Raw genomic sequence first — 26147 nt, 5'->3', positions numbered from 1 at the left:
TTGGTGTTCTGTAGTATGTGTCTCATGTTGTTAGGGAGCAGACTGATTTGTGGGTGTTTTGTTTCTTTTTGGAAGCAGAATACGGGATACGAGATAGGAGTCCGTCTCTTGCGCTCGGAGAGGTGTAAAAGATACAGGCGGATGGTTGGCGTAATCCACTTCCAGCAGCAGGTTGCCGCCGCCCTGCCCCTGGCCGGCCAGGGGCAGGGCGGCGGCAACCTGCTGCTGGAAGTGGATTACGCCAACCATCCGCAGTTCGAGGTCGATGGCCGCAACGTGCTGCATACGCTGAGCGTGACCCCGTGGCAGGCCGCGCTGGGTGCCACCCTGACCGTGCCCACCCTGGGCGGCAGTGTCGAGCTGAAGATTCCGCCCGGCTCCGAGGCCGGGCGCCGGCTGCGCCTGCGTGGCCGTGGCCTGCCCCAGGCCGGTGGCGGGGCCAGTGGCGACCAGATCGTCGAGCTGGAAATCAGCGCGCCGGTACCGGTCAACGAGGCCCAGCGTCAGGCCTACCAGAAGCTGGCCGAGGCCTTTGCACAGACTTCCTAGGCCGTTGCCGGCCGGGAAAGGCAAAGGGCGGCCAGTGGCCGCCCTTTTTTGCCTTCCTGCGCCGGCCCGCCTCAGGCGCTGAAGACCCGCGCAATCACCTCTGACAGCTCGCTTTCGGAGAACGGCTTGGTGATGTAGGCCTTGGCCCCCTGGCGCATGCCCCACATGCGGTCGGTGTCCTGGTCCTTGGTGGTGACCAGGATCACCGGGATATGGCTGGTGCTGGCCTCGCGCTTGAGCGTGCGCGTGGCCTGGAAGCCATTGAGGTTGGGCATCACCACGTCCATCAGGACCAGGTCCGGCAGGGTGGCCATGGCCGCCTCCACCCCGGCGGCGCCATCGGTGGCGGTAAAGGTTTCGTGCCCCAGTTTTTCGACGATCCGCTGGATACCCATCAGCTGGGTCGGTGAATCGTCCACGATCAGAACGCGTGCCATGGTTTCTCCCCGTTTTGATGCCAAGTGTAGTAGCGCACCGGCATCAAAAAGAAGATCCCAGCGCACAGAAGCGGGCAATCAATCAATGCGCATCACGGTACGGCCGAAAGAACCACCGACGAGCATGCGCTCGAACACCGCCGGCAGCTCGTCCAGGCCGACCTCGGCCGTGCAGATGCGGTCCAGGTGGCGCGGCTTCCAGTCGGCGGCCAGCTTTTCCCAGACCCGGCCGCGGATGTCGCGCGCGGTGCCGGCGCTGGCGATGCCAAGCAGGCCGACGCCGCGCAGGATGAACGGCATCACCGTCATCTCCAGCGTCGGCGAGCCGGCCAGGCCGGCGCTGGCGACATTGCCATACGGCCGGGTCTGCGCCAGCAGGCTGGTCAGCATGCTGCCACCGACATTGTCCAGGCCGCCGCCGAAGCGCGCCGATTCCAGCGGTTTGCTGGTGGCCAGTACCTCGCGGCCCAGTACCTGGCTGGCGCCGATCGCCTTGAGGTAATCGGCCTGGTCGGCCTTGCCGCTGATCGCATGCACCTCGAAACCGGCCTGGCTGAAGATATCCACCGCCAGCGAGCCGACCCCGCCGGTGGCGCCGGTCACCGCCAGCGGGCCCATTTCCGGGCGCTGGCGGTTTTCGGTCAGCCGCAGCAGCGCCAGCGCGGCGGTGAAGCCGGCGGTGCCGATGATCATCGCCTCGCGCAGGCTCAGCCCGGCCGGCAGCGGGATCGCCCAGGCCGACTGCAGCCGCACGATCTGGCTGTAGCCGCCGTCGCGAACCTCGCTCATGCCGCAACCGGTGGCAATCACCGGGTCACCTTCCTTGAAGGCCGGGTCGCTGGAGGCAACCACCTCGCCGGCCACGTCGATGCCGCCGACCAACGGGAACTGGCGCAGGATCCTGCCCTTGCCGGTGCCGGCCAGCGCATCCTTGTAATTGACCGAGGACCAGCGGGCGCGGATCACCACCTCGCCGGGGCTGAGCTGGTCCAGCTGCAGGGGTTCAATGCCGCTGCGATAACCAGCGTCGTCGTTGTGGATGCGGAAGGCGGAAAAAGGGGCCGTGGGGGTCATCGGGCGGTCCTGCTGGGTGAACAAGGCGGTCAAGATAGCCGGTCAGCGCCGGGATGGGGGCAGCCATGCAGTAGAATCGGCCAACGATTGACGGCTGCGGGCACGGGAATGGCCTGGGCAGCAGCCACGACCGATGGAGCATGCATGGCCTGGAACATACCTGGCAGCGGGGGCGGCAAGCGTCCCGAAGACAATCCGCGTGGTGGTGGAAACTGGCCGCCGCGTGGCAACAACCGCGGTAATGGCGGTGGCACTGGCGGTGGATTCGGTGGCGGTCTGCCCGGTCCGATCAAGCAGCTGTTTGAGGGCGGCATCGGCCGCTGGGTCGCCCTGGCTGTGGGGCTGGGCGTGGTGCTGTCCAGCTTCCAGCTGGTCGGCGAACAGCAGCGTGGCGTGGTGCTGCGTTTTGGCCAGTTCTCGCGCGTGCTCGAGCCGGGCCCGAACTTCAAGCTGCCGTGGCCGATCGAATCGGTGACCAAGGTCAACGCCACCCAGATCAAGACCTTTTCTTCCACCGTGCCGGTGCTGACCCGCGACGAGAACATCGTTTCGGTGGCCATGAACGTGCAGTACCGGGTGCAGGATGCGCGCGAGTATCTGTTTGGCACTGTCGATGCCGACCAGGTGCTGGAGCAGATGGCGCAGTCGGCCGTGCGTGAGCAGGTCGGCCGCGCTGACCTGAACTCGGTGCTCAACAACCGCGGTCCGCTGGCCGTGGCCGCCGAGGAGCGCCTGCAGCAGCAGCTGGGCAGCTTCCGCACCGGCCTGATTGTGACCGGGCTGACCCTGCCCGATGCGCGCCCGCCGGAAGAGGTGAAGCCGGCCTTTGACGAGGTCAACGGTGCCCAGCAGGTCAAGGAACGCCTGATCAACGAAGCCCAGGCCTATGCGGCCAAGGTCGTTCCCGAAGCGCGTGGCCAGGCCACCCGCACCCGTACCGTGGCCGAAGGTTACAAGGAGTCGGTAGTCGCCCGCGCCGAGGGTGATGCCCAGCGCTTCAGCCTGCTGGCGGCCGAATATCGCAATGCGCCGGAAGTGACCCGCAAGCGCCTGTGGCTGGAAACCGTGCAGCAGGTGCTGGCCGGCAACCGCAAGGTCATCGGTGGTGACAGCCGCCAGCTGATCTACGTGCCGATGCCGGCCGATGGTGGTCGCGCTCCGGCCTCGCCGGTGGTGACCCCGGAGGTGTTGGCACCGGCCACCACGCAGACGCCGGCCGATGGCGTGCGTGATGCCGGACGCAGTGCGGTGCGTGGTGGTCGTGAGGAGGTGGTGCGATGAGAAATTCACTGGTGATCGGCATCCTGGTTGCCGTGCTGCTGGGCCTGCTCGGCTCGGTTTATGTGGTGCGTGAGGACCAGACCGCGATCGTGCTCAACCTGGGCAAGGTGGTGCGCGCCGACGTCAAGCCCGGGCTGCACTTCAAGGTGCCGCTGGTGGAAAGCGTGCGCGTGTTTGACCGGCGCTTCCAGGTGCTGGGGATGCCGCCGGCGCGCTACTTCACCGCCGAGCAGAAGGATGTCAGCGTTGACTTCTTCGCCATCGGTTACATCTCCGACACCCAGGCCTACTACCGTGCCACCGGTGGGGATGCCCGCAATGCCGATGCCCGCCTGGCGCCGATCATTACCGATTCGCTGCGCAACCAGATCAACTCGCGCACGTTGCAGCAGCTGGTTTCCGGCGACCGCAGCGAGCTGATCGCCGGCCAGCTCAAGGGCATCAATGACGCAGTCACCACCCTGGGGATGCAGATTGTCGACCTGCGCATCAAGCAGATCGACCTGCCCACTGACAGCCAGGTGATTACCGACGTGTACGAGCGCATGCGTGCCCAGCGCAAGCAGGAAGCAGCCAAGCTGCGCGCCGAAGGCGAGGAGCAGTCGCTGGCCATCCGTGCCCAGGCCGACCGTGAAAGCACGGTGCTGCTGGCACAGGCCGAGCGCGATGCGCAGCGTCTGCGCGGTGAGGGGGATGCCCTGGCGGCGGCCACCTACGGCAAGGCCGGTTCGGCTGATCCGGCGTTCTATGCCTTCTACCGTTCACTGGAGGCCTACCGCGGCTCGATGGCCGATGGCAACGGCGTGATCGTGCTGGACAAGAACGACCCGTTCCTGCAGTACATGCGCAGTGACCGCTGAGCATGTGATGTGAAGACAAGGCCGGCAGCAATGCCGGCCTTTGTTGTGGAGTACGTGCAATGAAAGACCTGTTGGCTGCCCTGTGTCTGGTGGCGGTGATTGAAGGACTGCTGTTGTTTGCCTGGCCGCTGGCGTGGCGGGCGATGGCCGCGCAGATGCTGCAGCTGCCGCCGGCCGCGCTGCGTCGCTTCGGCGGGCTGGTACTGGCGGCCGGCCTGGCTGGGCTGTGGTGGGCGCGGCACTGAACCGGGCCGTGCCAGCGCTGCTGCGCGGGACTGGTAGCGGCCGGACAAAACCCGGATAATCCAGAAAAGCCGGACGGGCAACCCTGTTCGGCTTTTTCCGTGTCTGCAGTGATGGCGGCGGCCAATCCCCCGATGGGCCTGGCAAATGACCGTCATCACCGTGCGCACGGTTCCCTTTCGTGGCCCCGATGGCCGCAAAAATTCAGGAGTCACCCGTCATGGGTCAGTCAGTTGTTGTGCTTGGTGCCCAGTGGGGCGATGAAGGCAAGGGCAAGATCGTCGATCTGCTCACCGAGGAAATCGGTGCGGTGGTGCGCTTCCAGGGCGGCCACAATGCCGGCCACACCCTGGTCATCAACGGCAAGAAGACCGTGCTGCACCTGATTCCGTCGGGCATCCTGCGCGATGGCGCGCTGTGCCTGATCGGCAATGGCGTGGTGATTTCGCCGGCCGCGCTGAAGAAGGAAATCGAGGAGCTGGAAAGCGCTGGGGTGGAAGTACGCTCGCGCCTGAAGATCTCCCCGGCCGCGCCGCTGATCATGCCTTACCACATTGCCCTGGACCAGGCGCGCGAGAAGGCCGCTGGTGGCAAGGCCATCGGCACCACCGGCCGCGGCATCGGCCCGGCCTATGAGGACAAGGTGGCCCGTCGCGGCATCCGCATCGCCGACCTGCATTACCCCGAGCAGCTGGCCGAAAAGCTCAAGGCTGCGCTGGACTACCACAACTTCGTGCTGACCCAGTACCTGGGCGTGGAGCCGGTGGACTTCGAGACCACCTACCAGGAAGCGCTGGCCTTCGGTGAGTATGTCGAGCCGATGAAGAGCGATGTGGCCGGCATCTGCCATGACCTGCGCAAGCAGGGCAAGCGCGTGTTGTTCGAAGGCGCACAGGGCGCGCTGCTGGACATCGACCACGGCACCTACCCGTACGTGACCAGCTCCAACACCACCGTTGGTGGCGCGCTGGCCGGCACCGGTGTCGGCGCCCAGGCCATCGACTACGTGCTCGGCATTGCCAAGGCCTATGCCACCCGCGTCGGCGGCGGTCCGTTCCCGACCGAGCTGGACAACGACATCGGCCAGGGCATCCGTGACCGCGGTGCCGAGTACGGCGCCTCCACCGGCCGGCCGCGCCGCTGCGGCTGGATGGACATCGTCGCGCTCAAGCGTGCGGTGGCCATCAACGGCATCTCCGGGCTGTGCATCACCAAGCTGGACGTGCTCGACGGCATGGAAAAGCTCAACGTCTGCATCGCCTACGAATACCGTGGCAAGCGCACCGAGTACGCCCCGCTCGATGCCCAGGGCTGGGAAGAGATCACCCCGGTCTACCTGGAATTTCCGGGCTGGAGCGAGAACACCCATGGCATCACCGAGTGGGACAAGCTGCCGCCGGCCGCACGTGCCTACCTGCGTGCGCTGGAGGAACTGGCCGGCTGCCCGGTGAGCATCGTCTCCACCGGCCCGGACCGTGACCACACCATGGTCCTGCGCGATCCCTGGGCCTGAGCCCGGGTAGTTGCGTGTCTGCAAGGGCCCCGCGCATGCGGGGCCTTTGTCATTGTGCCGTCGACGCGCTGGCATGGCAGCGGCAGCGCAGCCGCTGTGCTGACCGTGGTGCCGTGTCCCCCCATGCAGGGGCTCCCGGCCGGCCAGCCGGTGCGGGTGCCCGGCGCCGGACAGGCGGCGGTGCCGGCAACGTCGTCCAGGCCTTGAGCCCGGATCGGGAGCAAGGCTGTCGATGATGGCGCAACGGGAAAACCGCCGTGCTCCCGCCCGCTGGTCATTTGTGGTAATCAAGCCTTCCCGCATCAACGCCGTGCTGGCAAGGCAGCTGCATGATCCAGATCCGGATTACCCCGCGTGGGGCACTTACCACTGCGTTGTCGCTGCGCGATGCCTATACCCAGGACCACTGCGGACGGGTGGAGGCGATCTGCACGGCGCTGGGCCAACGGTGTGGCTTGGCCCCGGCCCAGTTGCCGGCGCTGCTGGATGCCGCGCGCCTGCATGACATCGGCAAGATCGGCATCCCCGACCACATCCTTTTCAAGCCCGGCCGGCTGGACCCTGATGAATGGAAAATCATGCAGTCCCATGCCGAGGCCGGTGCGCGGATCTGTGCCGAACTCGATCGCCCCGATGCCGCGCTGCTGGCCGAGATCGTGCGCCATCACCACGAGAATTTCGACGGCAGCGGCTACCCCGATGGGCTGGCCGGCGATGCCATCCCGCTGGCTTCGCGGATCATCCGGGTGGTGGACAGCTACGACGCCATGACCACCCGCCGCCCGTACCAGCCCAGCCGCAGCCACGCGCAGGCGATGGCGATCCTGCGCAGTGAGCGCGGCACCGCCAGCGATCCGCTCGTATTCGATCATTTCGCCGCCTTGCTCGAAGAAGACAGCCAGCTGCGCGCCAAGCCCTAGCAGCCAACATGCCGCCGGGTCCGGTGCCGGGTGTTGAAAACCGGCCAATGACCAGGCCCGCCCGGTGCTCTTCCGGTGCTCTTCCCGTGTCTGCCGGACGCTTGCCTGCCGGGCATGCCGCTGCGGTCTGCAGCGCGCAGCAGGTGGGGGCGTGCACGCTGGCCGGTTGTTGCAAACGGCCCGGGGCCGGTGCTGACGATGTGGCCGGTGGCAACGTCGGCGCCGTTCGCAGCGGCCCCGGCCAGTGGCAAGTGAACCTGCGCATGGCGGTGCGCGCGCTACCGGGTGATGACTGCCGGATGGATGCCGGCCTTCCCTCGGTTGCGCGGTCCGCTCGGCTGGCTGTCAATCACCGGGTGGCGCCGGCGCTGGAGCTGGAGCCCGCCGCATCGTCACCGTTGCCGGTTGCTGCTAGCATGCGCCGGGTTCGGGGGGAACATGAATATCGTGCAGCAGTTCGATGGCATCCGCCGCAGGGGTATTGCGCTGCTGTGTGGTCTGTTGGCGGGGGTGGTGGCGCTGCCGCTGCTGGCGCTGGAGCCGACGCGGCCAATCGCCCATTTCAGCTATGTCTGGTACGAAAACCAGCTGCCGCAGGGCACGGTGCTGTCCATCGCCCAGCAGGCCGATGGTGTCCTGTGGCTGGCCACCTATGGTGGTCTGGTCCGGCACAGCGGTGAAGGTTTCCAGACCATCGACCCGCGGATCGCGCCGACGCTGAAGAGCTCGGCAATCACCGCCGTGGCCGCTGACGGTGCGCACGGCCTGTGGGTCGGCACCCTCAACGGTGGCCTGTACCGCTACCGCGGCCGCGCGCTGGAGCCGGTGGCGCTGCCGGCAGGCATCGAGAGTGTTTTCGGCATCGTCAGCGACACCTCCGGGGCACTCTGGCTGACCACCAATGCCGGGGTGGTGCGGGTGGTCGATGGCCGGCCGCGTCTGCTCGGCGATGCCGATGGTTTCCCGCCGCGGGGTTTCTACCGTGCCATCGTGGCCGACCCGGCGGGCGGGGTCTGGATCGCTGCCGATGGCGTCGGCGTGCTGCGTTGGCGCAACCAGCAGGCACGGCTGTACGCGCAGCCCGATGGCCTGCCCAGCAATGCGGTCTACAGCCTGACCGTGGATGCGCAGGGGACGGCCTGGGCCGGCACCCAGGCCGGGCCGGCCTACTTCGACAACGGCCGTTTCCATCGCCAGCCGCTGGCAGCGGCGCTGGATGACAAGCGCATCTACACCCTGTACGCCGACCGTGCCGGCGCGGTCTGGTTTGCACCGCTGGGCATGGGCCTGTGCCGCCTGGCCCAGGGCCGTTTCAGCTGTGAGCAGGGCCTGCCGGGAATGCGCGGGGAAACCGTGCGCTCGATGCTGGAGGACCGCGAGGGCAACCTGTGGATCGGCACCACCTCGTCCGGCCTGCAGCGGCTGAGCCAGTCCAAGCTGGTCACCGTGGTCGGCAGCGGGGCGTCCAATGCGGTGCGTGCGGTGCACCAGCAGCCCGGTGGCCCGCTCTGGGTCGGCACCGATGGCGGCGGGCTTGCGCGTTATCGCGAGCCACGCCTGGTGCCGGCCGATGACTACAACCGCCAGCTGCCCAGCCAGCTGCTGCGCGCGATCACCTCCGATGCCCAGGGGCAGCTGTGGGTGGGAGGCACCGAGGGCGTTACCCGCTTCAGCCCTGCGGGCCGGGCGCGCAACTTCGGCCTGGCCGATGGCCTGCCGGGAACGATCGTGTTTGCGCTTGCGTCGGCCCGCGAGGGCGGGATGTGGACCGGTACCCTGCAGGGCCTGGCGCGGATCGACGGCGAACAGGTGCACATGCTGGAGCAGACCCGCGGCGATGACATCCGTGCGCTGTACCAGGGCGAGGATGGCCGGTTGTGGATCGGCCTGCGCAGTGGCCTGCGCTGCCTCAGTGGCGGTGTGCTGGACAGCTGCGGCACCGATGGCCTGGCCGGCACCAGTGTGTTCGCCTTCCATCCCGGTGCCAATGGCGAGATGTGGCTGGGCACCAGCGTGGGCATCATGCGCGTGCGTGATGGCAAGGTCAGCCGCTATCTGGCCAATGCCGGTTTCCACGGCGATGCGGTGTTTGCGCTGCTCGATGATGGTGGCGGCAATTTCTGGTTCTCTTCCAACCGTGGCATCGGCCAGATTGCCCGGGCCGACCTGCAGGCGCTGGACACCGGTGCGCTGGCCAGGGTCGAGCCGCGTTGGTATGGCACCGCCGACGGCATGCTCAATGCACAGGGCAACGGTGCCTCGCAGACCCCGGCCGGGCGGACGGAAGATGGCCGGCTGTGGTTCGGCACCGCCAAGGGGGTGGTGGTGGTGGATCCTGCGCGGATGCAGGGCAACCTGCAGCCACCTCCGGTGGCCATCGAACGCATGCTGGCCAATGGTGGCGAGGTCGACCTGCCTGAGGTGGCCGGTCTTGGCCCGGGCATCGAGCGGCTGGAGTTCCATTTTGCCGCGATGAGTTACCTGGCCCCGGCGGCGGTGCGCTACCGCTACCGGCTGGAGGGTTTTGACCGCCAGTGGCGCGAGGCCGGTGACAACCGGCGGGCCTATTACACCAACCTGCCGCCGGGCGATTACGTGTTCCGGGTGATGGCCAGCAACAACGACGGGGTCTGGAACGAAGAGGGGGCCAGCGTGGCCTTCAAGCTGCTGCCACTCTGGCACCAGACCTGGTGGGTGCGCCTGCTTGGCCTGCTGGCGGGCCTGGGCCTGCTCGGCGGTGCGGTGCGCTGGCGGCTGCGCGCCGCCGGCATACGCGAGCGCCAGCTCACCGATGAGGTCGCCCGCCGCACCGACGCCCTGCGCGAAGCCAACCAGCAGCTGGCGCTGATTGCCGCCCAGGATGCGCTGACCGGGATTGCCAACCGGCGCGAGTTCAACCGCTGCATGGTGCAGGCATGGCAGGCACACGCGCACAGTGGTGATCCGCTGTCGGTGCTGCTGGTGGATGTGGATGAATTCAAGGCCTACAACGACAACCACGGTCATCTGGCCGGGGACGCGGCGCTGGCGACGGTGGCTGCGATCCTGGCCGACCAGGTCAAGGGGGGGCAGAATCTGGCCGCGCGCTATGGCGGTGAGGAATTCGCCGCACTGCTGCCCGGTTACACCCTGGAGGCAGCCATGCAGCTGGCCAACAATGTGGTTGCCGCCATCCAGGCCCGGGGCATGCCGCACCATGCCTCGAGCGTGGCGCCGGTGGTGACGGTCAGTATCGGCGTGGCAATGGCATCGCCGACGCTGGAGGGCAGCCCGGAAGCACTGCTGCATGCGGCCGACCGTGCGCTTTATGTGGCCAAGGCCCAGGGACGCAACCGCGCCATTGCTGCCTGAGTGTCTGCGCCTGGCTGCCAATCCGGGCCGGACAAGCCGGCTGGCGCTGCTTCCCGTGGCCGGCTGCGGGCTGTTACCGTAATCACCAGTCTGTTGCCAGCCGGCCGCAGCACATCACCGGGCGATGCGGGGAAGGGGTGATGAAGAGCCATTGGTGGGCAATGCTGCTGCGTTCGCCGCGGCTGGGGCCAGGCCCGCTGGTGGGGCTGGTGGTCATCCTCAGCTTCTGTGCACTGTGGCTGAGCGTGCCGACGTCCAGCCGGCTGAGCCTGGGAACCCTCAGCCTTGGCTCGGGCATCGCTGCCGTTGCGCTGATGGCCACCGCCGCGTTGCTGGCCGCGCGCTGGCCCTGGGTGGAATCCTTCCTTGGCGGCCTGGACCGGGTGTATGCCGCGCACAAATGGCTGGGCATCTGGGCCCTGGTCCTGGCCTGTGTGCACTTTGCCTTCAAGAGCGGGCATCCGGACTGGCAGGTACTGTCGATCGTGGAGCTGCCTTCGGCAGCCACCCGGCTGCTGCGCCAGCTCAGCTTCCTTGCGCTGATGCTGATCGTGCTGCTGGCCCTGAACCGCAACATCCCGTACCGGGTCTGGCGCTGGTGGCACAAGCTGTCCGGTCCGTTGTTCCTGGTCGTGGTCGCGCACTGGCTCAGCTTCCGCTCACCGATCGTGCTGGCCAGCCCGGCCGGTGTCTGGCTGGCCGTGGTTTCCGCTCTGGGCGTGCTGGCCGCCGGCTACAAACTGCTGCTGTATCCGTTCCTGGCCCGGCATGCCGAATACCGCCTGGTGGAGGTCTCCTCCAATGGGTCGGCGGTTTACCTGCAGCTGGTGCCGGTGGCGCGGGCCATTCCCTTCGCCGCCGGCCAGTTCGCCTTTGTCTCGTTCAAACACGAGGGCCTGCGTGAGCCGCATCCGTACACGATTGCCAGTGCCGCCGGAGCGGATGGGGCGATCGCCTTCATGGTGCGCTCGCTGGGCGATTACACCGCCCGCCTGGTCCAGCAGGCCCAGCCTGGCCTGCTGGCCGAGGTGTATGCCCCGTTTGGCCGTTTCCAGCGTCAGGCCGATGGCCGGCAGGAGATCTGGATTGCCGGTGGCGTGGGGATCACTCCGTTCATTGCCTGGCTGCAGGATTGCGTCGAGCCGCCGGCCGCAGCGGTGACCCTGTTTCATTTCACTACGCCCGGACGCGAGCTGCCAGCAGGCATTGACCTGGCCGGGCTGTGCGCCCGCCGTGGCGTGAACCTGGTGGAAGTGACCAGTGGCCCGGCCACACCGGCGTTTCGCGAGCAGTTTGCGCAGTTGGTGGCGCAGGCGGGCGCCGACCGGGTGCAGATCAATTTCTGCGGGCCGCCCGGCCTGCTGGAGCAGGTGCGTGGGTTGATGCGTGCCAGTGGCGTTGGCGAGCACTGCCTGCGCCATGAGCTGTTCCAGTTCCGTTGATGAGGCAAGCGGCCGCTGCCGGCAATGGCCGCAAGGCGGCAGTGCGTTGCAGGCTGTCACGCGCGCGCGTCCAGCGCCGCGCGGCTGGGCACGCCGGCCCGGATCCGGCGCCGGCTGGCAGCGCGGGCGTCCAGGCGCGGCTGATAAGCCGACAGCCCGCCCGGTTCTGATGCTGCAAACGCACCTGGCCCCTGTCCAGGTGTGCTGCCCGGGCGAGTCCAAGACTTCTGGCACACGCAAAGATTGCCACTTGGCATACATTGAACGGTCAACTGTGTCAGGAAGCTGCTGATGATCCTCCGTACCTGTGTTCTTTCCGCCGCCATCGCGGCTACCCTGATGGGCTGCAGCCAGCCCAACGGCAACCAATCCACCCCGGTCAGCGCCGAGCAGTCGGCCAACCCGCTGATGGGTGCCTGGAATACCCCTGACGGCGTGCCGCCGTATGACCTGATCCGTGCCGAGCACTACGAGGCCGCCTTCGATCAGGCCATCGCCGCTGCCCGCGAGCAGAACCAGGCCATCGCCAACAACACCGACGAGCCGACCTTCGAGAACACCATCGAAGCGATGGAGCGTTCGGGTCGCGAACTGTCGCGCGTGGCCAGCACCTTCTTCACTGTGGCTTCGGCCGATGCCACCCCGGCCAACCAGGCCGTGCAGAAGGCCATTGCGCCGAAGCTGGCCCGCCTGTCCAACGAGACCATGCTGGACCAGGCGCTGTTCCAGCGCGTGGACACGCTTTTCAACAAGCGCGCCGAGCTGGGCCTGAACCCGGAACAGGCCCGCCTGTTGGAGCAGACCCACAAGCGTTTCGTGCGCGCCGGTGCCGCGCTGTCCGAAGAAGCCCGCACCCGCGTTGCCGCCATCAACGAAGAGATGGCCAACCTGGGCGTGCAGTTCGGGCAGAAGCTGCTGGCCGACCAGAAGGCCAACGATGTCTTCCTGACCGCTGCGGAAGTGGAAGGCCTGCCGGCAGACCAGGTCGGCGCTGCCGCTGCCGCTGCCGAAGCCGCAGGCAAAGCGGGCCAGTACCTGTTCCCGGCCACCCGTTCGGCCGCCGAACCGTTCCTGACCGCCGCGCCCAACCGCGACGCCCGCGAGAAGATCTGGCGTGCCTTCACCTTCCGTGGTGACAACGCCAACGAGAACAACACCAGCGCCGAAATCAAGCGTCTGGTCGAGCTGCGCATCGAGCGCGCCAAGCTGATGGGCGCGGCGACCCACGCCGATTTCGTCCTGTCCGACGCCATGGCCAAGACCCCGGCAGCGGCGATGGACCTGCTGATGGCCGTCTACACCCCGGCCCTGGAACGCGCCAAGGAAGAACTGGCCGACATCCAGGCGCTGGCCGCCAAGGACGGCATCACCGACGTCCAGCCGTGGGACTGGCGCTACTACGCCGAGCAGGTCCGTAGCGAGCGCTTTGCCCTGAACGAGGCCGAGGTCAAGCAGTACATGCCGATGGACGGCATGGTCGCTGCCATGTTCGAGACCACCCAGAAGCTGTTCGGCCTGACCGTGCATGAGCGCAAGGACATTCCGGTCTACGCCGACGGCGTGCGCGTGTTCGAGATCCGTGAGGCGGACGGCAGCAAGATCGGCCTGTTCTACGCCGACTGGTTCGCCCGTCCGACCAAGCGTCCGGGCGCCTGGATGAACAGCATCCGCGTGCCGAACGGCCTGCTGGGCGAAAGCCCGATCGTGGTCAACAACCAGAACATCACCCCGCCGGCTGCCGGCGAGCGTGCGCTGATCTCCCTGGACGAAGCCCAGACCCTGTTCCACGAATTCGGTCATGGCCTGCACGGCCTGCTGTCCAAGGCGCATTACCCGAGCCTGTCGGGCACCGCCGTGGCACGCGACTTCGTCGAGTTCCCGTCGCAGGTGTACGAACACTGGATCACCGAGCCGACCATCCTGCAGGCCCATGCCCGCAATGCCGCCGGCGAGCCGATGCCGACGGCCATGCTGGAGTCGCTGCTGAAGGCCCAGACCTTCAACCAGGGTTTCTCGACCATCCAGCAGCTGTCCTCGGCCATTCTGGACATGCGCCTGCACCAGCTGACCGAGCTGCCGGCCGACTTCGACGCCGGCAAGTGGGAGGCCGAGCAGCTGCGTGAGCTGGGCGTGCCCGAGCAGATCGGCATGCGCCACCGCCTGCCGCACTTCAGCCACATCTTCGATGGTGGCTATTCGGCCAGCTACTACGCCTACACCTGGGCCGAAGCGATGGACGCCGACGGCTTTGATGCGTTCAAGGAAGCCGGCAACGTGTTCGACCCGGAGCTTGCCGCCAAGCTGCGCCGCGAGGTGTACGAGGTTGGCAACACCCGCGACCCGGCCGAGAGCTACAAGGCCTTCCGCGGCCGCATGCCCAGCGCTGATGCCCTGCTGCGCAACCGCGGCCTGAAGTAATCCGGCCTGACGTGCAGTAACCCAGAAGGCGACCCGGGAAACCGGGTCGCTTTTTTTGGGGATCCGACTTTGGATTGGCCCGGTTTCCGTGCTCCACAGTTCCGCCTCTACCTGGTTTGTGGGTTCCCCTGTTTGCACGGACACTACCTGCAAACCGAACCCGCCCGCGCTGATGTTGATGCGAGCGGGCAAAGCCTGCTGCTGGAGTTCGGTGCGCCGTGGTGCGGCCACTGCCAGGCTGCGCAGCCGGCGATCCGCCCGCTGCTCGGTGACCAACCGCAGCTGGAACACCTGAAGATCGAGGACGGGCGGGGCGAGCCGCCCGGCCGCTCGTTCCGGATCACGTTGCGGCCCACACTGGTGCTGCTGCGGGGGGGGCAGCAACTGGCGCGCGTGGTGGGGCCACTGTCCGCTGCCGACCTGCTGCCGTTGCGGAAAGCACAGGCAGCCCTTTGAAGCCCACGCGTCGAGCTTGCGCTCATCTATCCCCGCAGCTTGTTTACGGCGGTGTATGACCGGGAAGCTTGCCATCGGTCATCATGACCGGATGGTTTCCCGCTCCACACCCGCCAATCCCTCGCCCTCATCGCTGCCCACGCGCACGACGCTCGCCCGCCAGGCGGTGCCGATCATCCTGGCCGGGGCGTCGGTGCCGTTGCTGGGGATGGTCGATACCGCGGTAATCGGCCACTACGGCAGTGCCGCAGAGCTGGGGGCGCTGGCGGTGGGGGCACTGCTGTTCAATTTCCTCTACTGGGCCTTTGGCTTCCTGCGCATGGCCACCACCGGGTTCGTCGCGCAGGCGGCCGGGGGCGGGCAGGCGGTGCGACTGCAGGCGGCGGTGCTGCGGCCGTTGTTGCTGGGGCTGGGGATTGGCCTGGCGCTGTGGTTGTTGCATGCCCCGCTGTCGCTGCTGTTCCATACCGCACTAGGCAGCACGCCGGCGCTGGAGGCCCGCAGCGATGACTACGTGGCCGCACGGATCTGGGGCGCGCCGGCGGCGCTGGCGCTGTATGCGCTGTGCGGCAGCCTGATCGGGCTGGGCCGTGGTGGCGCGCTGCTGGCGGTGCAGCTGCTGCTCAACGGGCTCAATGCATTGCTTGATATCTGGTTTGCCGGCTGGCTGGGGATGGGGCTGCGTGGCATTGGGCTGGGCACGGCGATTGCCGAGTGGACCAGCTGTGCACTGGCGCTGTGGCTGTTGCGGCAGGCACTGCGCGAGCACGGCGCGGGCCTGCGTCCGGCCGGCTGGCAGTGGTTGGGCGACCGCACGGCATGGCGGGCGCTGTGGTCGGCCAATGCCGACCTGCTGCTGCGCACGTTGTGCCTGCTGGCCGGGTTTGCCTGGTTCGCGCGCCAGGGTAGCCAGCTCGGCGAGGTGGTGCTGGCCGGCAACCACCTGCTGCTGCAGCTGGTGGCGTTCTGCGCGTTCTTCCTGGATGGCTTTGCCCATGTCACCGAGGCGCATGTCGGCCGTGCGATCGGCCGCGGCGACCGCAGCGGGCTGGGCCGGGTGGTGCGCCTGGGCGGCGAGCTGGCCGCAGCCACCGCGCTGGGCTTGGCGCTGCTGGTGCTGCTGTGCGGGGGCAGGATCATCGCCGTGCTTACCGACCTGGCGGCGGTGGTCGCGCATGCGCAGGCCCACCTGCCGTGGGTGGCGGCCTATGTGCTGCTGTCGGTGGCCGCGTTCCAGCTCGATGGCATGTTCATCGGCGCCACCGCCACTGCGCCGATGCGGCGCTCGGCGCTGTATGCATTGCTCGCGCTGGTGCTGTGCTCGTGGCCGGCGCAGCAGGGGTGGGGCAGCCATGGGCTGTGGCTGGCGATGCTGGTGTTTGCCGTGGTCCGGGCGCTGGTGCTGCTGCCGGCCTGGCGGCTGCTGGCCGCGCGGGTGGGGCAGGGCAGTGCTGCGATCTGAGTGGCCGGAACCGCGATGATCGTACCGGGCCTGCACCGCGGCGTGTGATCGTACACACTAGCGGGGTCACCATTGCCCGGGGGAGCTGCTGGCCCTGTGGGCGTACTGTTTCCCTGCAGGTCTGATCGATGCTTCCCAACCCAGCCTCCCCGTCGCATGCACCGTCCCTGGACCCTGCCGAGGTCGAGGCCTTGTTCGATGCCATTCCCAGCGTGCTGTTCTTTGCCAAGGATGCGCAGGGGCGTTATACCCACGTCAACCAGACCATGCTGCGCCGGCTCGGTGTGCGCTCGCGGGCCGAGGTGATCGGCAAGCGTGCCGATGAGGTGTATCCGGCCGGGATGAGCGCGACCTATGTCGAGCAGGATGCACGGGTGCTGGCCGGCGAGGTCATCGAGAACGTGATGGAGCTACACCTGTTTGCCAACCGGCAGCCGGGGTGGTGCCTGAGCTGCAAGCGGCCGATCATCCAGGACGGCCGGATTGTCGGCCTGATCGGCATTTCGCGCGATCTGGGCCAGCGCGGCGGGCTGGAGGCCGAATACGAACCGCTGCGGCTGGCGCTGGAATACCTCAACAGCCATTACAGCCACAGCGTGCGCATGCAGACGCTGCTGGACCTGACCGGCTTTTCGCTTTCCAAGCTCGAGCGCAGCTTCCGCAAGGTGTTCCAGATGACGCCGCAGCAGGTGCTGACCCGGTTGCGGATCCAGATGGCGATGCATCTGCTGCATGGCCCGGACAGCATTGCCAGCATCGGCCAGGCCTGCGGTTTTACCGATCAAAGTGCGTTTACCCGCAAATTCCGTGCCGAAACCGGGATGGCGCCGCGCCAGTACCGGCTGCAGGTCAATGCCCGGGGCGCCCGCCAGAGCGACCGCCAGCCGCCGCTGACCTGAGCCGGCGCCACCGGTCACTGTCCTGCGCAGGCAATCGATCTACACGCCGTGTCTGCGCACGGCGCAGCATTGGCGTTGTCCTGTCCTTTTCCTGCCCGGGAGGTTCTGAAGTACAAGCTGCCGATTTCCGCCTGGATGACCAGGTCGCGGTGGTAACCGGTGCCGCTGATGGCATAGGCCGGGCCATTGCCCAGACCTTTGCCGCCGCCGGTGCGGCAGTGGTGGTCAGTGACCTGAGCCTGGAGCGGGCCACGGGGGTGGTGGAGCAGATCCGGGCTGCCGGCGGTCGTGCGTGGCCGCTGCGCTGCGACGTCACCTGCGAGCAGGACCTGGAGCAGCTGGTGCAGGCGGCACTGGCGCAGTTTGGCAAGTTGAACATCGTTGTCGCCAATGCGGGCGGCGGTGGGCCCAAGCCGTTCGAGATGCCGATGGCGGATTTCCACCGCGCCTTCGAACTGAATGTGTTTTCGCTGTTCCGTCTGGCCCAGCTGGCGGCCCCGGCGATGGAACAGGCTGGTGGCGGCAGTCTGCTGGCGATCACCTCGATGGCTGCGGAAAGCCGCAACAGGCGCATGGCCTCTTACGGCGCCTCCAAGGCCGCCGCCAGCCACCTGTTGCGCAATATCGCCTTTGATCTGGGGCCGCGCGGGATCCGGGTCAACGGTATCGCCCCCGGCGCCACCCGCACCACCGCCTTGTCCGGGGTGCTGACCCCGGCAATCGAGCAGAGGATGCTGGCGCACACCCCGATCCAGCGCCTGGGCGAGCCACAGGACATGGCCAACGCCGCGCTGTTCCTGTGCGCGCCGGCAGCGTCCTGGATCAGTGGACAGGTCCTCACCGTCTCCGGTGGCGGGGTCCAGGAGCTGGACTGACCACCACGCCGGGCGATGAGGCCGGGACCCTGCCGCTGCAGGGCCACGGATTGCCGGGGCCGTCCGTGCAGGCGGTGGAAGCCATCGTGTCCGTTCTGCGGCCAGACCGCGTCAGGCCAGTGTGCGCAGCTTCGGCTCGCGTGCCCACTGCCGGGTGCGCGCGGCGGCGATGAAGTCCTTCACCGCAGCAGCCTCGACGACACCGGCATCCTTGCCGACGTTGGCCGCCTTGAGCAGCGGGGCGGCACCGGCATCGGCGGCGATCGCCTTCAGGTGGGCCCAGGCGAAGGCGGCAAAGTCCACCGCCGCCGATTCCTTGGCCAGCTGCTTGCCGGCGGCCGGGTCCAGCACGATGGCCACCGCGTCGAACAGCACCGAGGGCGTACCGGCAAGCTGGCCATCGGCGGGCAGGTGGCTGCCATCGGACAGCGTGGCGCCGCCGACCTTGGGTGCGACGATCCTGACCTGTGCACCGTCCTTCTCGGCGGCCTTGCGCACGGCCTTGATCGTGGCCGCGTCCGAGCCGTCGTCGATCAGGATGCCGATGCAGCGGCCCTGCAGCGTTTGCTGCATGCGCCCGATGATGCGTACCTCCGGGGCGGGCGGCATGTCCTGCGCTGGTACCACCACTTCCGGTGGCGGCGGCAACGCCGGCAGGCCAAGGCCGTCGGTCACGCGCCGGGCCAGTTCCTCGTGGACATGACGCAGGTTGCCGACCATGCGTTTGCGCACCGCCAGGGTTTCCACCTTGGACAGCTCGAACACCAGCGCCGAGGCCAGGTGTGCCTGCTCGGGAGCTTCGAGCGAGAGGAAGAACTGCCGCGCCTGGGTGTAGTGGTCGGCGAAGCTGGCCGGGCGCACGCGGCCCTTGCCGGCATCGTCGGCGCGCTCGGCAAAGCTCGGGAAGCCGGCGCGCTGGCTGGCGCGCGGAGTGCCGTCCTGCAGCGAGCTGGGCTCGTAATTCACCCGCCCACCGGGGTTGGCCATCTGCATGTGGCCGTCGCGCTGGTGGTTGGCAAACGGGCACCTGGGCGCATTGACCGGGATCTGGTGGAAGTTCGGCCCGCCCAGGCGGATCAACTGGGTGTCCAGGTAGGAGAACAACCGGCCCTGCAGCAGCGGGTCATTGGAGAAGTCGATGCCCGGCGGGATGTTGGCCGGGCAGAACGCGACCTGCTCGGTGTCCTGGAAGAAATTGTCCGGCCAGCGGTCCAGCACCATCCGGCCGATTTCCTGCAGCGGCACCAGGTCCTCGGGGATGATCTTGGTCGGGTCCAGGTGGTCGAACGGGAAGGACTCGGCTTCTTCCTCGGTGAACAGCTGCACGCATAGTTTCCAGGCCGGGAAGTCGCCGGCGGCGATCGCCTCGAACAGGTCACGACGGTGGAAGTCGTTGTCGGCGGCCTGCAGCTTCATCGCCTCGTCCCACACCGTGGACTGCACGCCCAGCTCCGGGCGCCAGTGGAACTTGACGAAGGTGCTGTTGCCGGCCTCATCGAGCAGGCGGTAGCTGTGCACGCCGAAGCCTTCAATCATGCGCAGCGAGCGCGGGAGGGTGCGGTCGCTCATCGCCCACATGATCATGTGGGTCGATTCGGGGGTCAGCGAGATGAAGTCTCAGAACGTGTCGTGTGCACTGGCGGCCTGCGGGAAGGCGCGGTCCGGCTCCATCTTCACCGCATGCACCAGGTCGGGGAACTTCATCGCATCCTGGATGAAGAACACCGGGATGTTGTTGCCGACCAGGTCCCAGTTGCCTTCTTCGGTGTAGAACTTGACGGCAAAGCCGCGCACATCACGCGGGGTGTCCACCGAGCCGGCGCCGCCGGCCACGGTGGAGAAGCGGGTGAATACCGGTGTCTTGACCCCGACCTCGGTCAGCACCCGCGCGCGGGTGTACCCGGCCAGCGAATGGGTCAGTTCGAAGTACCCATGGGCACCGCTGCCGCGGGCATGCACGATGCGCTCGGGAATGCGTTCATGGTCGAAGTGGGTGATCTTCTCGCGCAGGATGAAGTCTTCCAGCAGGGTCGGGCCGCGCGGGCCGGCCTTGAGCGAGTTCTGGTTGTCGGCAACCGGGATGCCCTGGTTGGTGGTCAGCTGCGGATGGCTACCACCGGCCTGCTGCTGCAGTTCATCGCCATTGCCGCGCAGGTCCTCGCTGGCCTGGGGCGATTTGGGGTTCGTCGGGACGTGCTTGGGTGCCATGTGGGAGGGCTCCTGTGGTGGGTGCAGGGCCGCCACCGTGGCCGGAAAGCGGTTAACACAACGTCGCCGGGGGCTGAATGCGCCGTATCGCCGGTCGTATGCAGGCAGCGCCCTCCCATTGCGTTCATCCCGGCAACAAGGAGCACCGACATGGCTGAATCCGGAGTCCGGCCGCGCTGCCGCTACCGGTTCCAGCGTCGCACCTCTTCAGGATGGCCGCCGCCTCCAGTGCTGCTGTTGGTGCGCTGATCACGCCCCTGGGTGCTTGCCCGCAGGCTCCTCACCAACGCTGCCCGCGCTGCAACTGGGCATGCAAGTGGTTGCCGTTGCAGCTGCAGGCCGGTCGCGGCCGGGGTATCGAGGCCGTCCCGATGTGTCCTTTGGGCGTGTGGTCGGGCAGGACGGAAAAAACAAGGCCCGGTATTGCTGCTGGGCCTGTTTTATCACCGCTTCCAGCATGCGGCTCAAGGTTGCCGGATACGGAACGCTGTACCGGTCCACACAAGGTTGCCGCCATGCACAAGGCCGGGGTACACGGGATGGGTGCCTGGCAGGTTTTCGGGCAATGGCCGTTCGGGATCTGCTTCCCGCCATACCGCCATCTCATCGCCGTCGGCCAGCATCGGGATATCGGCGAACGGCGGGCCGACACCGATGCTGTCCAGTGTGTGCTGCTGGGCTGCGGAGAGTCGCGGGAACAGCTGCCCTTGCACCTCGCCAGCTGGTAACAAGCGGCCGTCGCTTGCCAGTTTGAACAACAGCAGGCCGGTGTCGAAATCTGCATGCTCCCGTTGTGCGCAGCTGCTGGTGAGGGCGTCCAGATCCGTCCGGGACAACAGGTGTACCGGAGGCAGCCTGTTGCAGGAGCCGGCAACCTGCAAGGCAAGCCCAGCAGGCCCGCCATCCTTGCCCTCGAAACGGCGCATCCAGACGGTGACGTCGTCGCTTCGCGCGTAGAACTCCCGTTGCGCAGAGCGGGCATAGCGAAGTCGGGCCAGGGCCGTCAGCGCCGGTCGATCCAGCGGCGCAACGGATTCCGGAAGCTTGGTCAGAGCTGCTTGCAGCTCGGCGGGAAGTGTTCCCCAGGCGCCATGTTCAATGGGTGGATAGGCCCGGGTCTGCATTCCGGTCAAGGACACCGCGCCCTGTTCCGGAGAACTTGCGCGAATGGAAACGCAAGCTGCCAGCATCAGGCACGCGAAGGAAGGAACAAGGCCGAAGTCGCGCATTCTTTGAACTCCTGTGGCTTTAGCGAGCCAGGCTTTGGCTCTGGTGCTGCTCCAGCTCTCCATGCGGTTGTCCCACAGGTTCCCGCGCGTGGGCGGCGAGTTGGTCCAGGCTGCTCTCCACCGTGCTGGCCGAAAGGGTTGAGGCGAGGATGCCCAGTCTCTGGTCTGCGGGATCGTTACCGCTTTCCCTGACCAGAAAGATGGTTTCAGCTGCGGGAGCATTGGGTAATGGATGACTGGTGCGGATGCCGTCCACGGAAGTCCAGTTTTTCTCCTTGGCGGCATGCAGGATCGCCAGACTGACGGCATCACTGTTGTGTCGCAACAGCTCAACACCATCGACATGTTGCCGGATTTGCAAGTACAGCCCGTGGTCCGGATGGCCTGGTACTCTCGCATCCACTTGCCGACGGTCGATGTCGGCAATGGTGTTGCCGGTGATTTCATGCTGCCGGATCTGGGCGGGGCGGCTGCTGGTCAATACGTACTGCCATCGCTGTTGGCCCTCGGTGCCGCGCACGGCTTCCATGTAACGCTCATAAGCCTCTTCGCCAGTTGGGCTTTGGCGAGGAAGGGTCTGGCAGCCGGCCGAGTCGGTGTTGGTGCGGCTGCCCATGTGGTGTTTGAAGGTGTTGTTGAGTGGTTCAACCCCGCGGATATCGGCAGAGTCAAACCATCCGTCGCCATTGGTATCGCGCTGCACGCCTGAAGGGGTGCTTTCCACTGCCTCCGGGGATGGGCGCAGGGAGAAGTGGGTGGCGCCGCGACCGCTTGGCGTGAGATGGGTTGCTGCCTGCATCTGGATGGTGCCTTCGGCCAGGCGACCGAGGTCCGCGATCCCATCCTGGTTGCTGTCCATGCCCTCGGCTCTTCGAAATCCGGAACGTTCGAACGGACCGGGGCGAGGATTAAAGCCCGCCCGGGCATCGTATTGGGAGGTTGGTTCGGTTGTGGCCTGGAACTGGGCGAGTCCGGTTGTGGCGTCCGGATTTTTCCACAGCACCACGATGCGGTCATCGTAATCCCCACGTCCCTGGTTGACGGTGGTTCGGGTCTCGTTACGGATCCCCAGGATCACCCGATTTCCACGATCCAGGTCGTCGAGGGCCAATGCGGTGCCGCGGGTGGCCACAATGCTGGCGTAGACGTGGAATTGCTGGGTGGAATCAAGAGACTGCATTTCCGCCGACGCGGGTAATCGCGGTGGGCCGGCGCTTTGGAGCACGCGCTGCCGCGTTGCCTGCACGGAGGTTATGGCGGTATCGGTAGGGGCCTGCTCGTCTGTCTGCAGGTGTTGCTGGTTTTCCGCAGCGACATAACGATCCAGCGCTTCCTGGACAGCGAGGGGGTGTCCTTGTCGCAAATGGTCAAGTCGCTGCAGCGCCGTGGCCACGCCCGCTCCCGCAAGGAGTTGGCCGATTTCATCGGCCGATCCGCGGATATCCAATGCAATCCCTGTGTTCACTGTGACCTCCTGTCGATGTGAGTGACAAGGTGATCCTGCCCAATGTCACAGGCGTGATCCGTGTACAGGGTCACATCGCGGCGTATCCATCCACGTCCAGGCCGGCGACATGGCCTGAGCTGCATCGGCAGGCAGGACGATTGCGTGGCCGCTACCAAAACAAAGGCCCCGCGATGCGGGGCCTTTGTCATTCACATGCCGCGGGACGGGCGAGGGCTCAGCCCTGCTCGTCATCCTTGTAGGCATCGACCGGGATGCAGGCGCAGAACACGTTCTTGTCGCCGTGCACGTTGTCCACACGGGCCACCGGCGGCCAGTACTTCTGCAGCTTCAGGCTCTCAAGCGGGAAGGCCGCCAGTTCACGCGGATAGCCGTGGGTCCACTCGCTGGCCGAGACGTGGGCAGCGGTGTGCGGCGCGTTTTTCAGCGGGTTGTCCTCGCGGTCGAGCTTGCCGGCTTCGATGTCGGCGATTTCGGCACGGATCTGGATCATCGCGTCGATGAAGCGGTCCAGCTCGCCCTTCGGCTCGGACTCGGTCGGCTCGACCATCAGCGTGCCGGCCACCGGGAAGCTCAGGGTCGGGGCGTGGAAGCCGAAGTCGATCAGACGCTTGGCCACATCCTCGGCACCGATGCCGGTGGCCTTTTCCAGCGGGCGCAGGTCCAGGATGCACTCATGCGCGACCAGACCGTTGCGCCCGGTGTACAGGGTCGGGAAGTGGTCGGCCAGACGCCTGGCGACGTAGTTGGCGCTGAGCAGGGCCACCTGGGTGGCGCGCCGCAGCCCGTCACCGCCCATCATGGTGATGTACATCCAGCTGATCGGCAGGATCGAGGCGCTGCCATGGTTGGCCGCGCTGACCATGCCGACCGGGCCGTCCTGTCCCAGCTTGCCGGGCAGGAACGGGGCCAGGTGCGACTTGACCGCACACGGGCCCACGCCCGGGCCGCCGCCGCCGTGCGGGATGCAGAAGGTCTTGTGCAGGTTCAGGTGGGAAACGTCCGAGCCCCAGGCACCCGGTCCGGCCAGGCCGACCAGGGCATTCATGTTGGCGCCGTCGGTATATACCTGGCCGCCGTGGGCGTGGATGATTTCACAGATCTCCACCACGTCTTCTTCGAACACGCCGTGGGTGGAGGGGTAGGTCATCATGATCGCGGCCAGGTTGGCCGAGTGCTTTTCGGCCTGGGCACGGATGTCTTCCACATCGATGTTGCCGTTGGCATCGCACTTGGTCACCACCACCTTCATGCCGGCCATCTGCGCCGAGGCCGGGTTGGTTCCATGGGCCGATTCGGGGATCAGGCAGATGTTGCGGTGCGCCTCGCCACGGCTGGCGTGGTAGGCGGCAATGGCCAGCAGGCCGGCATATTCGCCCTGCGCGCCGGAGTTGGGCTGCAGGCTCACCGCGTCATAGCCGGTGCACTTGACCAGCATCTGCTCCAGGCCGTCGATCAGTTCCTGGTAACCGGTGGTCTGCTCGGCCGGGGCCAGCGGGTGGATGTTGGCAAATTCCGGCCAGGTGATCGGAATCATCTCGGCGGTGGCGTTGAGCTTCATCGTGCACGAGCCCAGCGGGATCATCGTGCGGTCCATCGCCAGGTCCTTGTCGGCCAGGCCGCGCAGGTAGCGCAGCAGCTCGTGCTCGGAATGGTGGCTGTTGAACACCGGGTGGTCCAGGTAGCTGCTGCTGCGCAGCAGGTCTGCCGGCAGAGCATTGCCGGTGATGGCATCCAGGGCGTCGATGTCGCACGGTGCACCGAACAGGCCGGCCAGGGTGACGACGTCGGCGCGGGTGGTGGTCTCGTCCAGGCTGATCGACAGCGAGGCGGCATCGATCCGGCGCAGGTTGATCCGTGCCGCTGCCGCCTTGGCATGGATCGCCTCGGCATCGACACCGGTGATGTGCAGGGTGTCGAAGAAGTCACCGCCGACGCTGATGCCGGCATTGCGCAGGGCAGCGGCCAGGATGGCGGCATAACGGTGGGTGCGCAGGGCGATGCGCTTGAGCCCCTGCGGGCCGTGGTAGACCGCATACATCGCGGCCATCACGGCCAGCAGCACCTGGGCGGTGCAGATGTTGGAGGTGGCCTTCTCGCGGCGGATGTGCTGCTCGCGGGTCTGCAGGGTCAGGCGGTAGGCCGGGTTGCCGTGGGCGTCGATGGAGACACCGATCAGGCGGCCGGGCATCGAGCGCTTGTAGGCATCACGGCAGGCCATGAAGCCGGCGTGCGGGCCGCCGAAGCCGAACGGTACGCCGAAACGCTGGCTGTTGCCGATGGCAATGTCCGCGCCCCATTCGCCCGGGGCGGTGAGCAGGGTCAGGGCCAGCAGGTCGGTAGCCACGGCCACCAGGCCGTTGCGCGCATGCACGGCCTCGACCAGGGCAGCATGGTCTTCGACCTTGCCGTAGGTATCCGGGTACTGGATCAGCACGCCGAAGCTGTCGTGCTCCAGCGCATCGGCCAGCGGGCCGACGTGCAGCTCGATCTCCAGCGGCCGGGCGCGGGTCTTGAGCAGTTCCAGGGTCTGCGGGTGCACCGCATCGTGGACGAAGAAGGTGTTGGACTTGTTGCGTGCCGAACGCTTGGCCAGGGTCATCGCCTCGGCCGCGGCGGTGGCTTCGTCCAGCAGCGAGGCGTTGGCGATTTCCATGCCGCACAGCTGGGCGACCATGGTCTGGAAGTTGATCAGCGCTTCCATCCGGCCCTGGGAGATTTCCGCCTGGTACGGGGTGTAGGCGGTGTACCAGGCCGGGTTTTCCAGGATGTTGCGCGCGATCACGTTCGGCGTGTGGGTGCCGTAATAGCCCTGGCCGATGAAGCTGCGGAACACCTGGTTCTTGCTGGCGATGGCGCGGATGCTGGCCAGTGCGTCGACTTCGGTCATCGCACCCGGCAGTTCCAGCGCATTGGCGGCCTTGATGCTGGCCGGCACGATGGCATCGGTGAGCGCTTCCAGCGAGGGCTGGCCGACAACGCCGAGCATCTGCTCGATTTCGCGTTCATCCGGGCCGATGTGGCGCTCGATGAAGGCGCCGGCGTGTTCAAGGGCGTGCAGCGAAGGGGTGTTCTGGGACATGGTCTGAGGGTCCAGGCAACAAGCAGGGCATGGGAACGCAAAGGCAGGCCCATCCACGCGCAGGCGCACGGACGGAAAGCCTGGCTTTCCGCAGTTGCCCCTCTGTCCTTTTGCCTGAGAGTTTGGACGCGCATGTGCGCGTGGTGCCCCTTCGGCGCCGGGTTGTACCGGTCTCTCCAGAGTTGTGCTGCAAGTGGTATCGGGCCTGAGCGATTACGGGCGTTGCGCCTTCGGCAGCGGATGGACCCCGCTTCTCCCACCGTGTTGCGGAGGCAATTATAGCCTGCCGTTGCCCTGGCCTGTGACAGCGCAGCTGGCTGAACGCAAACCGCCAGGCACAGGCCTGGCGGTAGGTGAATACGGGGCTCTCGCCCCGCCCATGC

The 26147-nt window shown here is 66.9% G+C and carries 17 protein-coding genes, 2 pseudogenes and 1 riboswitch; of the genes and pseudogenes, 13 read left to right on the top strand and 6 right to left on the bottom strand.

Annotation, left to right across the window (positions count from 1 at the left end):
* Positions 1–189: 189 nt before the first annotated feature.
* A pseudogene (locus ABB25_RS05820) lies at positions 190–549 on the top strand (DnaJ C-terminal domain-containing protein); the annotation flags it as partial.
* 71 nt (positions 550–620) lie between these two features.
* Here the strand turns inward: ABB25_RS05820 and pilH are convergent.
* Positions 621–986: a twitching motility response regulator PilH gene (pilH, locus tag ABB25_RS05815; protein ID WP_057664863.1), complete on the bottom strand. Its 366-nt coding sequence runs from the start codon at positions 984–986 to the stop codon at positions 621–623.
* A 78-nt stretch (positions 987–1064) separates the two neighbouring features.
* Entirely contained in the window at positions 1065–2060 is a 996-nt protein-coding gene (locus ABB25_RS05810) for an oxidoreductase (protein ID WP_057664890.1), read from the bottom strand.
* 144 nt (positions 2061–2204) lie between these two features.
* Between ABB25_RS05810 and hflK the strand changes: the two genes are divergently transcribed.
* From hflK to hdhA, 12 genes are all read left to right on the top strand, one after another.
* Positions 2205–3341 carry an FtsH protease activity modulator HflK gene (gene hflK / locus ABB25_RS05805; RefSeq protein WP_057664862.1) on the top strand — a complete coding sequence of 379 codons (1137 nt, stop codon included), beginning with the start codon at positions 2205–2207 and terminating at the stop codon, positions 3339–3341.
* The gene (hflC, locus tag ABB25_RS05800; protein ID WP_057664860.1) at positions 3338–4201 is read left to right on the top strand and encodes a protease modulator HflC; all 864 of its coding nucleotides are present in this window, start codon (positions 3338–3340) and stop codon (positions 4199–4201) included. Before hflK ends, hflC begins: the two co-directional genes overlap by 4 nt.
* Positions 4202–4260: 59 nt before the next feature.
* On the top strand, positions 4261–4446 hold the full coding sequence (locus tag ABB25_RS05795) for a DUF2065 domain-containing protein (RefSeq protein WP_057664858.1): 186 nt from the start codon (positions 4261–4263) through the stop codon (positions 4444–4446).
* A gap of 218 nt (positions 4447–4664) precedes the next feature.
* Entirely contained in the window at positions 4665–5957 is a 1293-nt protein-coding gene (locus ABB25_RS05790) for an adenylosuccinate synthase (RefSeq protein ID WP_057664855.1), read from the top strand.
* Between the two features lie 329 nt (positions 5958–6286).
* The gene (locus ABB25_RS05785) at positions 6287–6877 is read left to right on the top strand and encodes an HD-GYP domain-containing protein (protein WP_057664853.1); all 591 of its coding nucleotides are present in this window, start codon (positions 6287–6289) and stop codon (positions 6875–6877) included.
* Positions 6878–7315: 438 nt separating this feature from the next.
* A complete protein-coding gene (locus tag ABB25_RS05780) occupies positions 7316–10228 on the top strand; it encodes a ligand-binding sensor domain-containing diguanylate cyclase (protein WP_057664852.1) in 2913 nt (970 codons plus the stop codon).
* A gap of 140 nt (positions 10229–10368) precedes the next feature.
* Positions 10369–11670 (top strand): ferredoxin reductase family protein, encoded by a 1302-nt coding sequence (locus tag ABB25_RS05775; protein WP_083488128.1) that lies wholly within the window; start codon positions 10369–10371, stop codon positions 11668–11670.
* Between the two features lie 291 nt (positions 11671–11961).
* On the top strand, positions 11962–14088 hold the full coding sequence (locus ABB25_RS05770; protein WP_083488127.1) for a M3 family metallopeptidase: 2127 nt from the start codon (positions 11962–11964) through the stop codon (positions 14086–14088).
* A 132-nt stretch (positions 14089–14220) separates the two neighbouring features.
* Positions 14221–14544 (top strand): thioredoxin family protein, encoded by a 324-nt coding sequence (locus tag ABB25_RS05765; RefSeq protein ID WP_057664846.1) that lies wholly within the window; start codon positions 14221–14223, stop codon positions 14542–14544.
* A gap of 55 nt (positions 14545–14599) precedes the next feature.
* Positions 14600–16006 (top strand): MATE family efflux transporter, encoded by a 1407-nt coding sequence (locus ABB25_RS05760; RefSeq protein ID WP_244477759.1) that lies wholly within the window; start codon positions 14600–14602, stop codon positions 16004–16006.
* A 128-nt stretch (positions 16007–16134) separates the two neighbouring features.
* Positions 16135–16905, top strand: a complete 771-nt coding sequence (locus ABB25_RS05755; RefSeq protein ID WP_057664843.1) for an AraC family transcriptional regulator — start codon at positions 16135–16137, stop codon at positions 16903–16905.
* Between the two features lie 68 nt (positions 16906–16973).
* Positions 16974–17780, top strand: a complete 807-nt coding sequence (hdhA, locus tag ABB25_RS05750) for a 7-alpha-hydroxysteroid dehydrogenase (RefSeq protein WP_338062031.1) — start codon at positions 16974–16976, stop codon at positions 17778–17780.
* Between the two features lie 111 nt (positions 17781–17891).
* On the opposite strand, the pseudogene ABB25_RS05745 reads toward hdhA, so the two are convergent.
* The 4 genes and pseudogenes from ABB25_RS05745 to gcvP form a co-directional block, all read right to left on the bottom strand.
* A pseudogene (locus ABB25_RS05745) lies at positions 17892–19931 on the bottom strand (catalase); the annotation flags it as partial.
* Between the two features lie 521 nt (positions 19932–20452).
* Positions 20453–21217 (bottom strand): hypothetical protein, encoded by a 765-nt coding sequence (locus ABB25_RS05740; protein WP_057664841.1) that lies wholly within the window; start codon positions 21215–21217, stop codon positions 20453–20455.
* A 19-nt stretch (positions 21218–21236) separates the two neighbouring features.
* On the bottom strand, positions 21237–22682 hold the full coding sequence (locus ABB25_RS05735) for an XVIPCD domain-containing protein (RefSeq protein ID WP_152981047.1): 1446 nt from the start codon (positions 22680–22682) through the stop codon (positions 21237–21239).
* Positions 22683–22899: 217 nt separating this feature from the next.
* Entirely contained in the window at positions 22900–25764 is a 2865-nt protein-coding gene (gene gcvP, locus ABB25_RS05725; RefSeq protein WP_057664836.1) for an aminomethyl-transferring glycine dehydrogenase, read from the bottom strand.
* A 92-nt stretch (positions 25765–25856) separates the two neighbouring features.
* A riboswitch (glycine riboswitch) is annotated at positions 25857–25954 on the bottom strand.
* Between the last annotated feature and the right edge of the window lie 193 nt (positions 25955–26147).

It is taken from the genome of Stenotrophomonas koreensis (assembly GCF_001431525.1).
In the GTDB taxonomy this organism is placed as follows: domain Bacteria; phylum Pseudomonadota; class Gammaproteobacteria; order Xanthomonadales; family Xanthomonadaceae; genus Stenotrophomonas; species Stenotrophomonas koreensis.
This window is presented reverse-complemented; position numbering and strand designations above follow the sequence as displayed.

What these genes read in the sequence shown, in the direction of transcription:
- ABB25_RS05785 (WP_057664853.1), top strand. Translation starts at nt 6,287, where the DNA reads ATGATCCAGATCCGGATTACCCCGCGTGGGGCACTTACCACTGCGTTG.
- ABB25_RS05810 (WP_057664890.1), bottom strand. Translation starts at nt 2,060, where the DNA reads ATGACCCCCACGGCCCCTTTTTCCGCCTTCCGCATCCACAACGACGAC.
- hflC (WP_057664860.1), top strand. Translation starts at nt 3,338, where the DNA reads ATGAGAAATTCACTGGTGATCGGCATCCTGGTTGCCGTGCTGCTGGGC.
- ABB25_RS05775 (WP_083488128.1), top strand. Translation starts at nt 10,369, where the DNA reads ATGAAGAGCCATTGGTGGGCAATGCTGCTGCGTTCGCCGCGGCTGGGG.
- ABB25_RS05740 (WP_057664841.1), bottom strand. Translation starts at nt 21,217, where the DNA reads ATGCGCGACTTCGGCCTTGTTCCTTCCTTCGCGTGCCTGATGCTGGCA.
- ABB25_RS05795 (WP_057664858.1), top strand. Translation starts at nt 4,261, where the DNA reads ATGAAAGACCTGTTGGCTGCCCTGTGTCTGGTGGCGGTGATTGAAGGA.
- ABB25_RS05755 (WP_057664843.1), top strand. Translation starts at nt 16,135, where the DNA reads ATGCTTCCCAACCCAGCCTCCCCGTCGCATGCACCGTCCCTGGACCCT.
- ABB25_RS05770 (WP_083488127.1), top strand. Translation starts at nt 11,962, where the DNA reads ATGATCCTCCGTACCTGTGTTCTTTCCGCCGCCATCGCGGCTACCCTG.
- ABB25_RS05760 (WP_244477759.1), top strand. Translation starts at nt 14,600, where the DNA reads ATGACCGGGAAGCTTGCCATCGGTCATCATGACCGGATGGTTTCCCGC.
- ABB25_RS05790 (WP_057664855.1), top strand. Translation starts at nt 4,665, where the DNA reads ATGGGTCAGTCAGTTGTTGTGCTTGGTGCCCAGTGGGGCGATGAAGGC.
- gcvP (WP_057664836.1), bottom strand. Translation starts at nt 25,764, where the DNA reads ATGTCCCAGAACACCCCTTCGCTGCACGCCCTTGAACACGCCGGCGCC.
- hflK (WP_057664862.1), top strand. Translation starts at nt 2,205, where the DNA reads ATGGCCTGGAACATACCTGGCAGCGGGGGCGGCAAGCGTCCCGAAGAC.
- pilH (WP_057664863.1), bottom strand. Translation starts at nt 986, where the DNA reads ATGGCACGCGTTCTGATCGTGGACGATTCACCGACCCAGCTGATGGGT.
- ABB25_RS05780 (WP_057664852.1), top strand. Translation starts at nt 7,316, where the DNA reads ATGAATATCGTGCAGCAGTTCGATGGCATCCGCCGCAGGGGTATTGCG.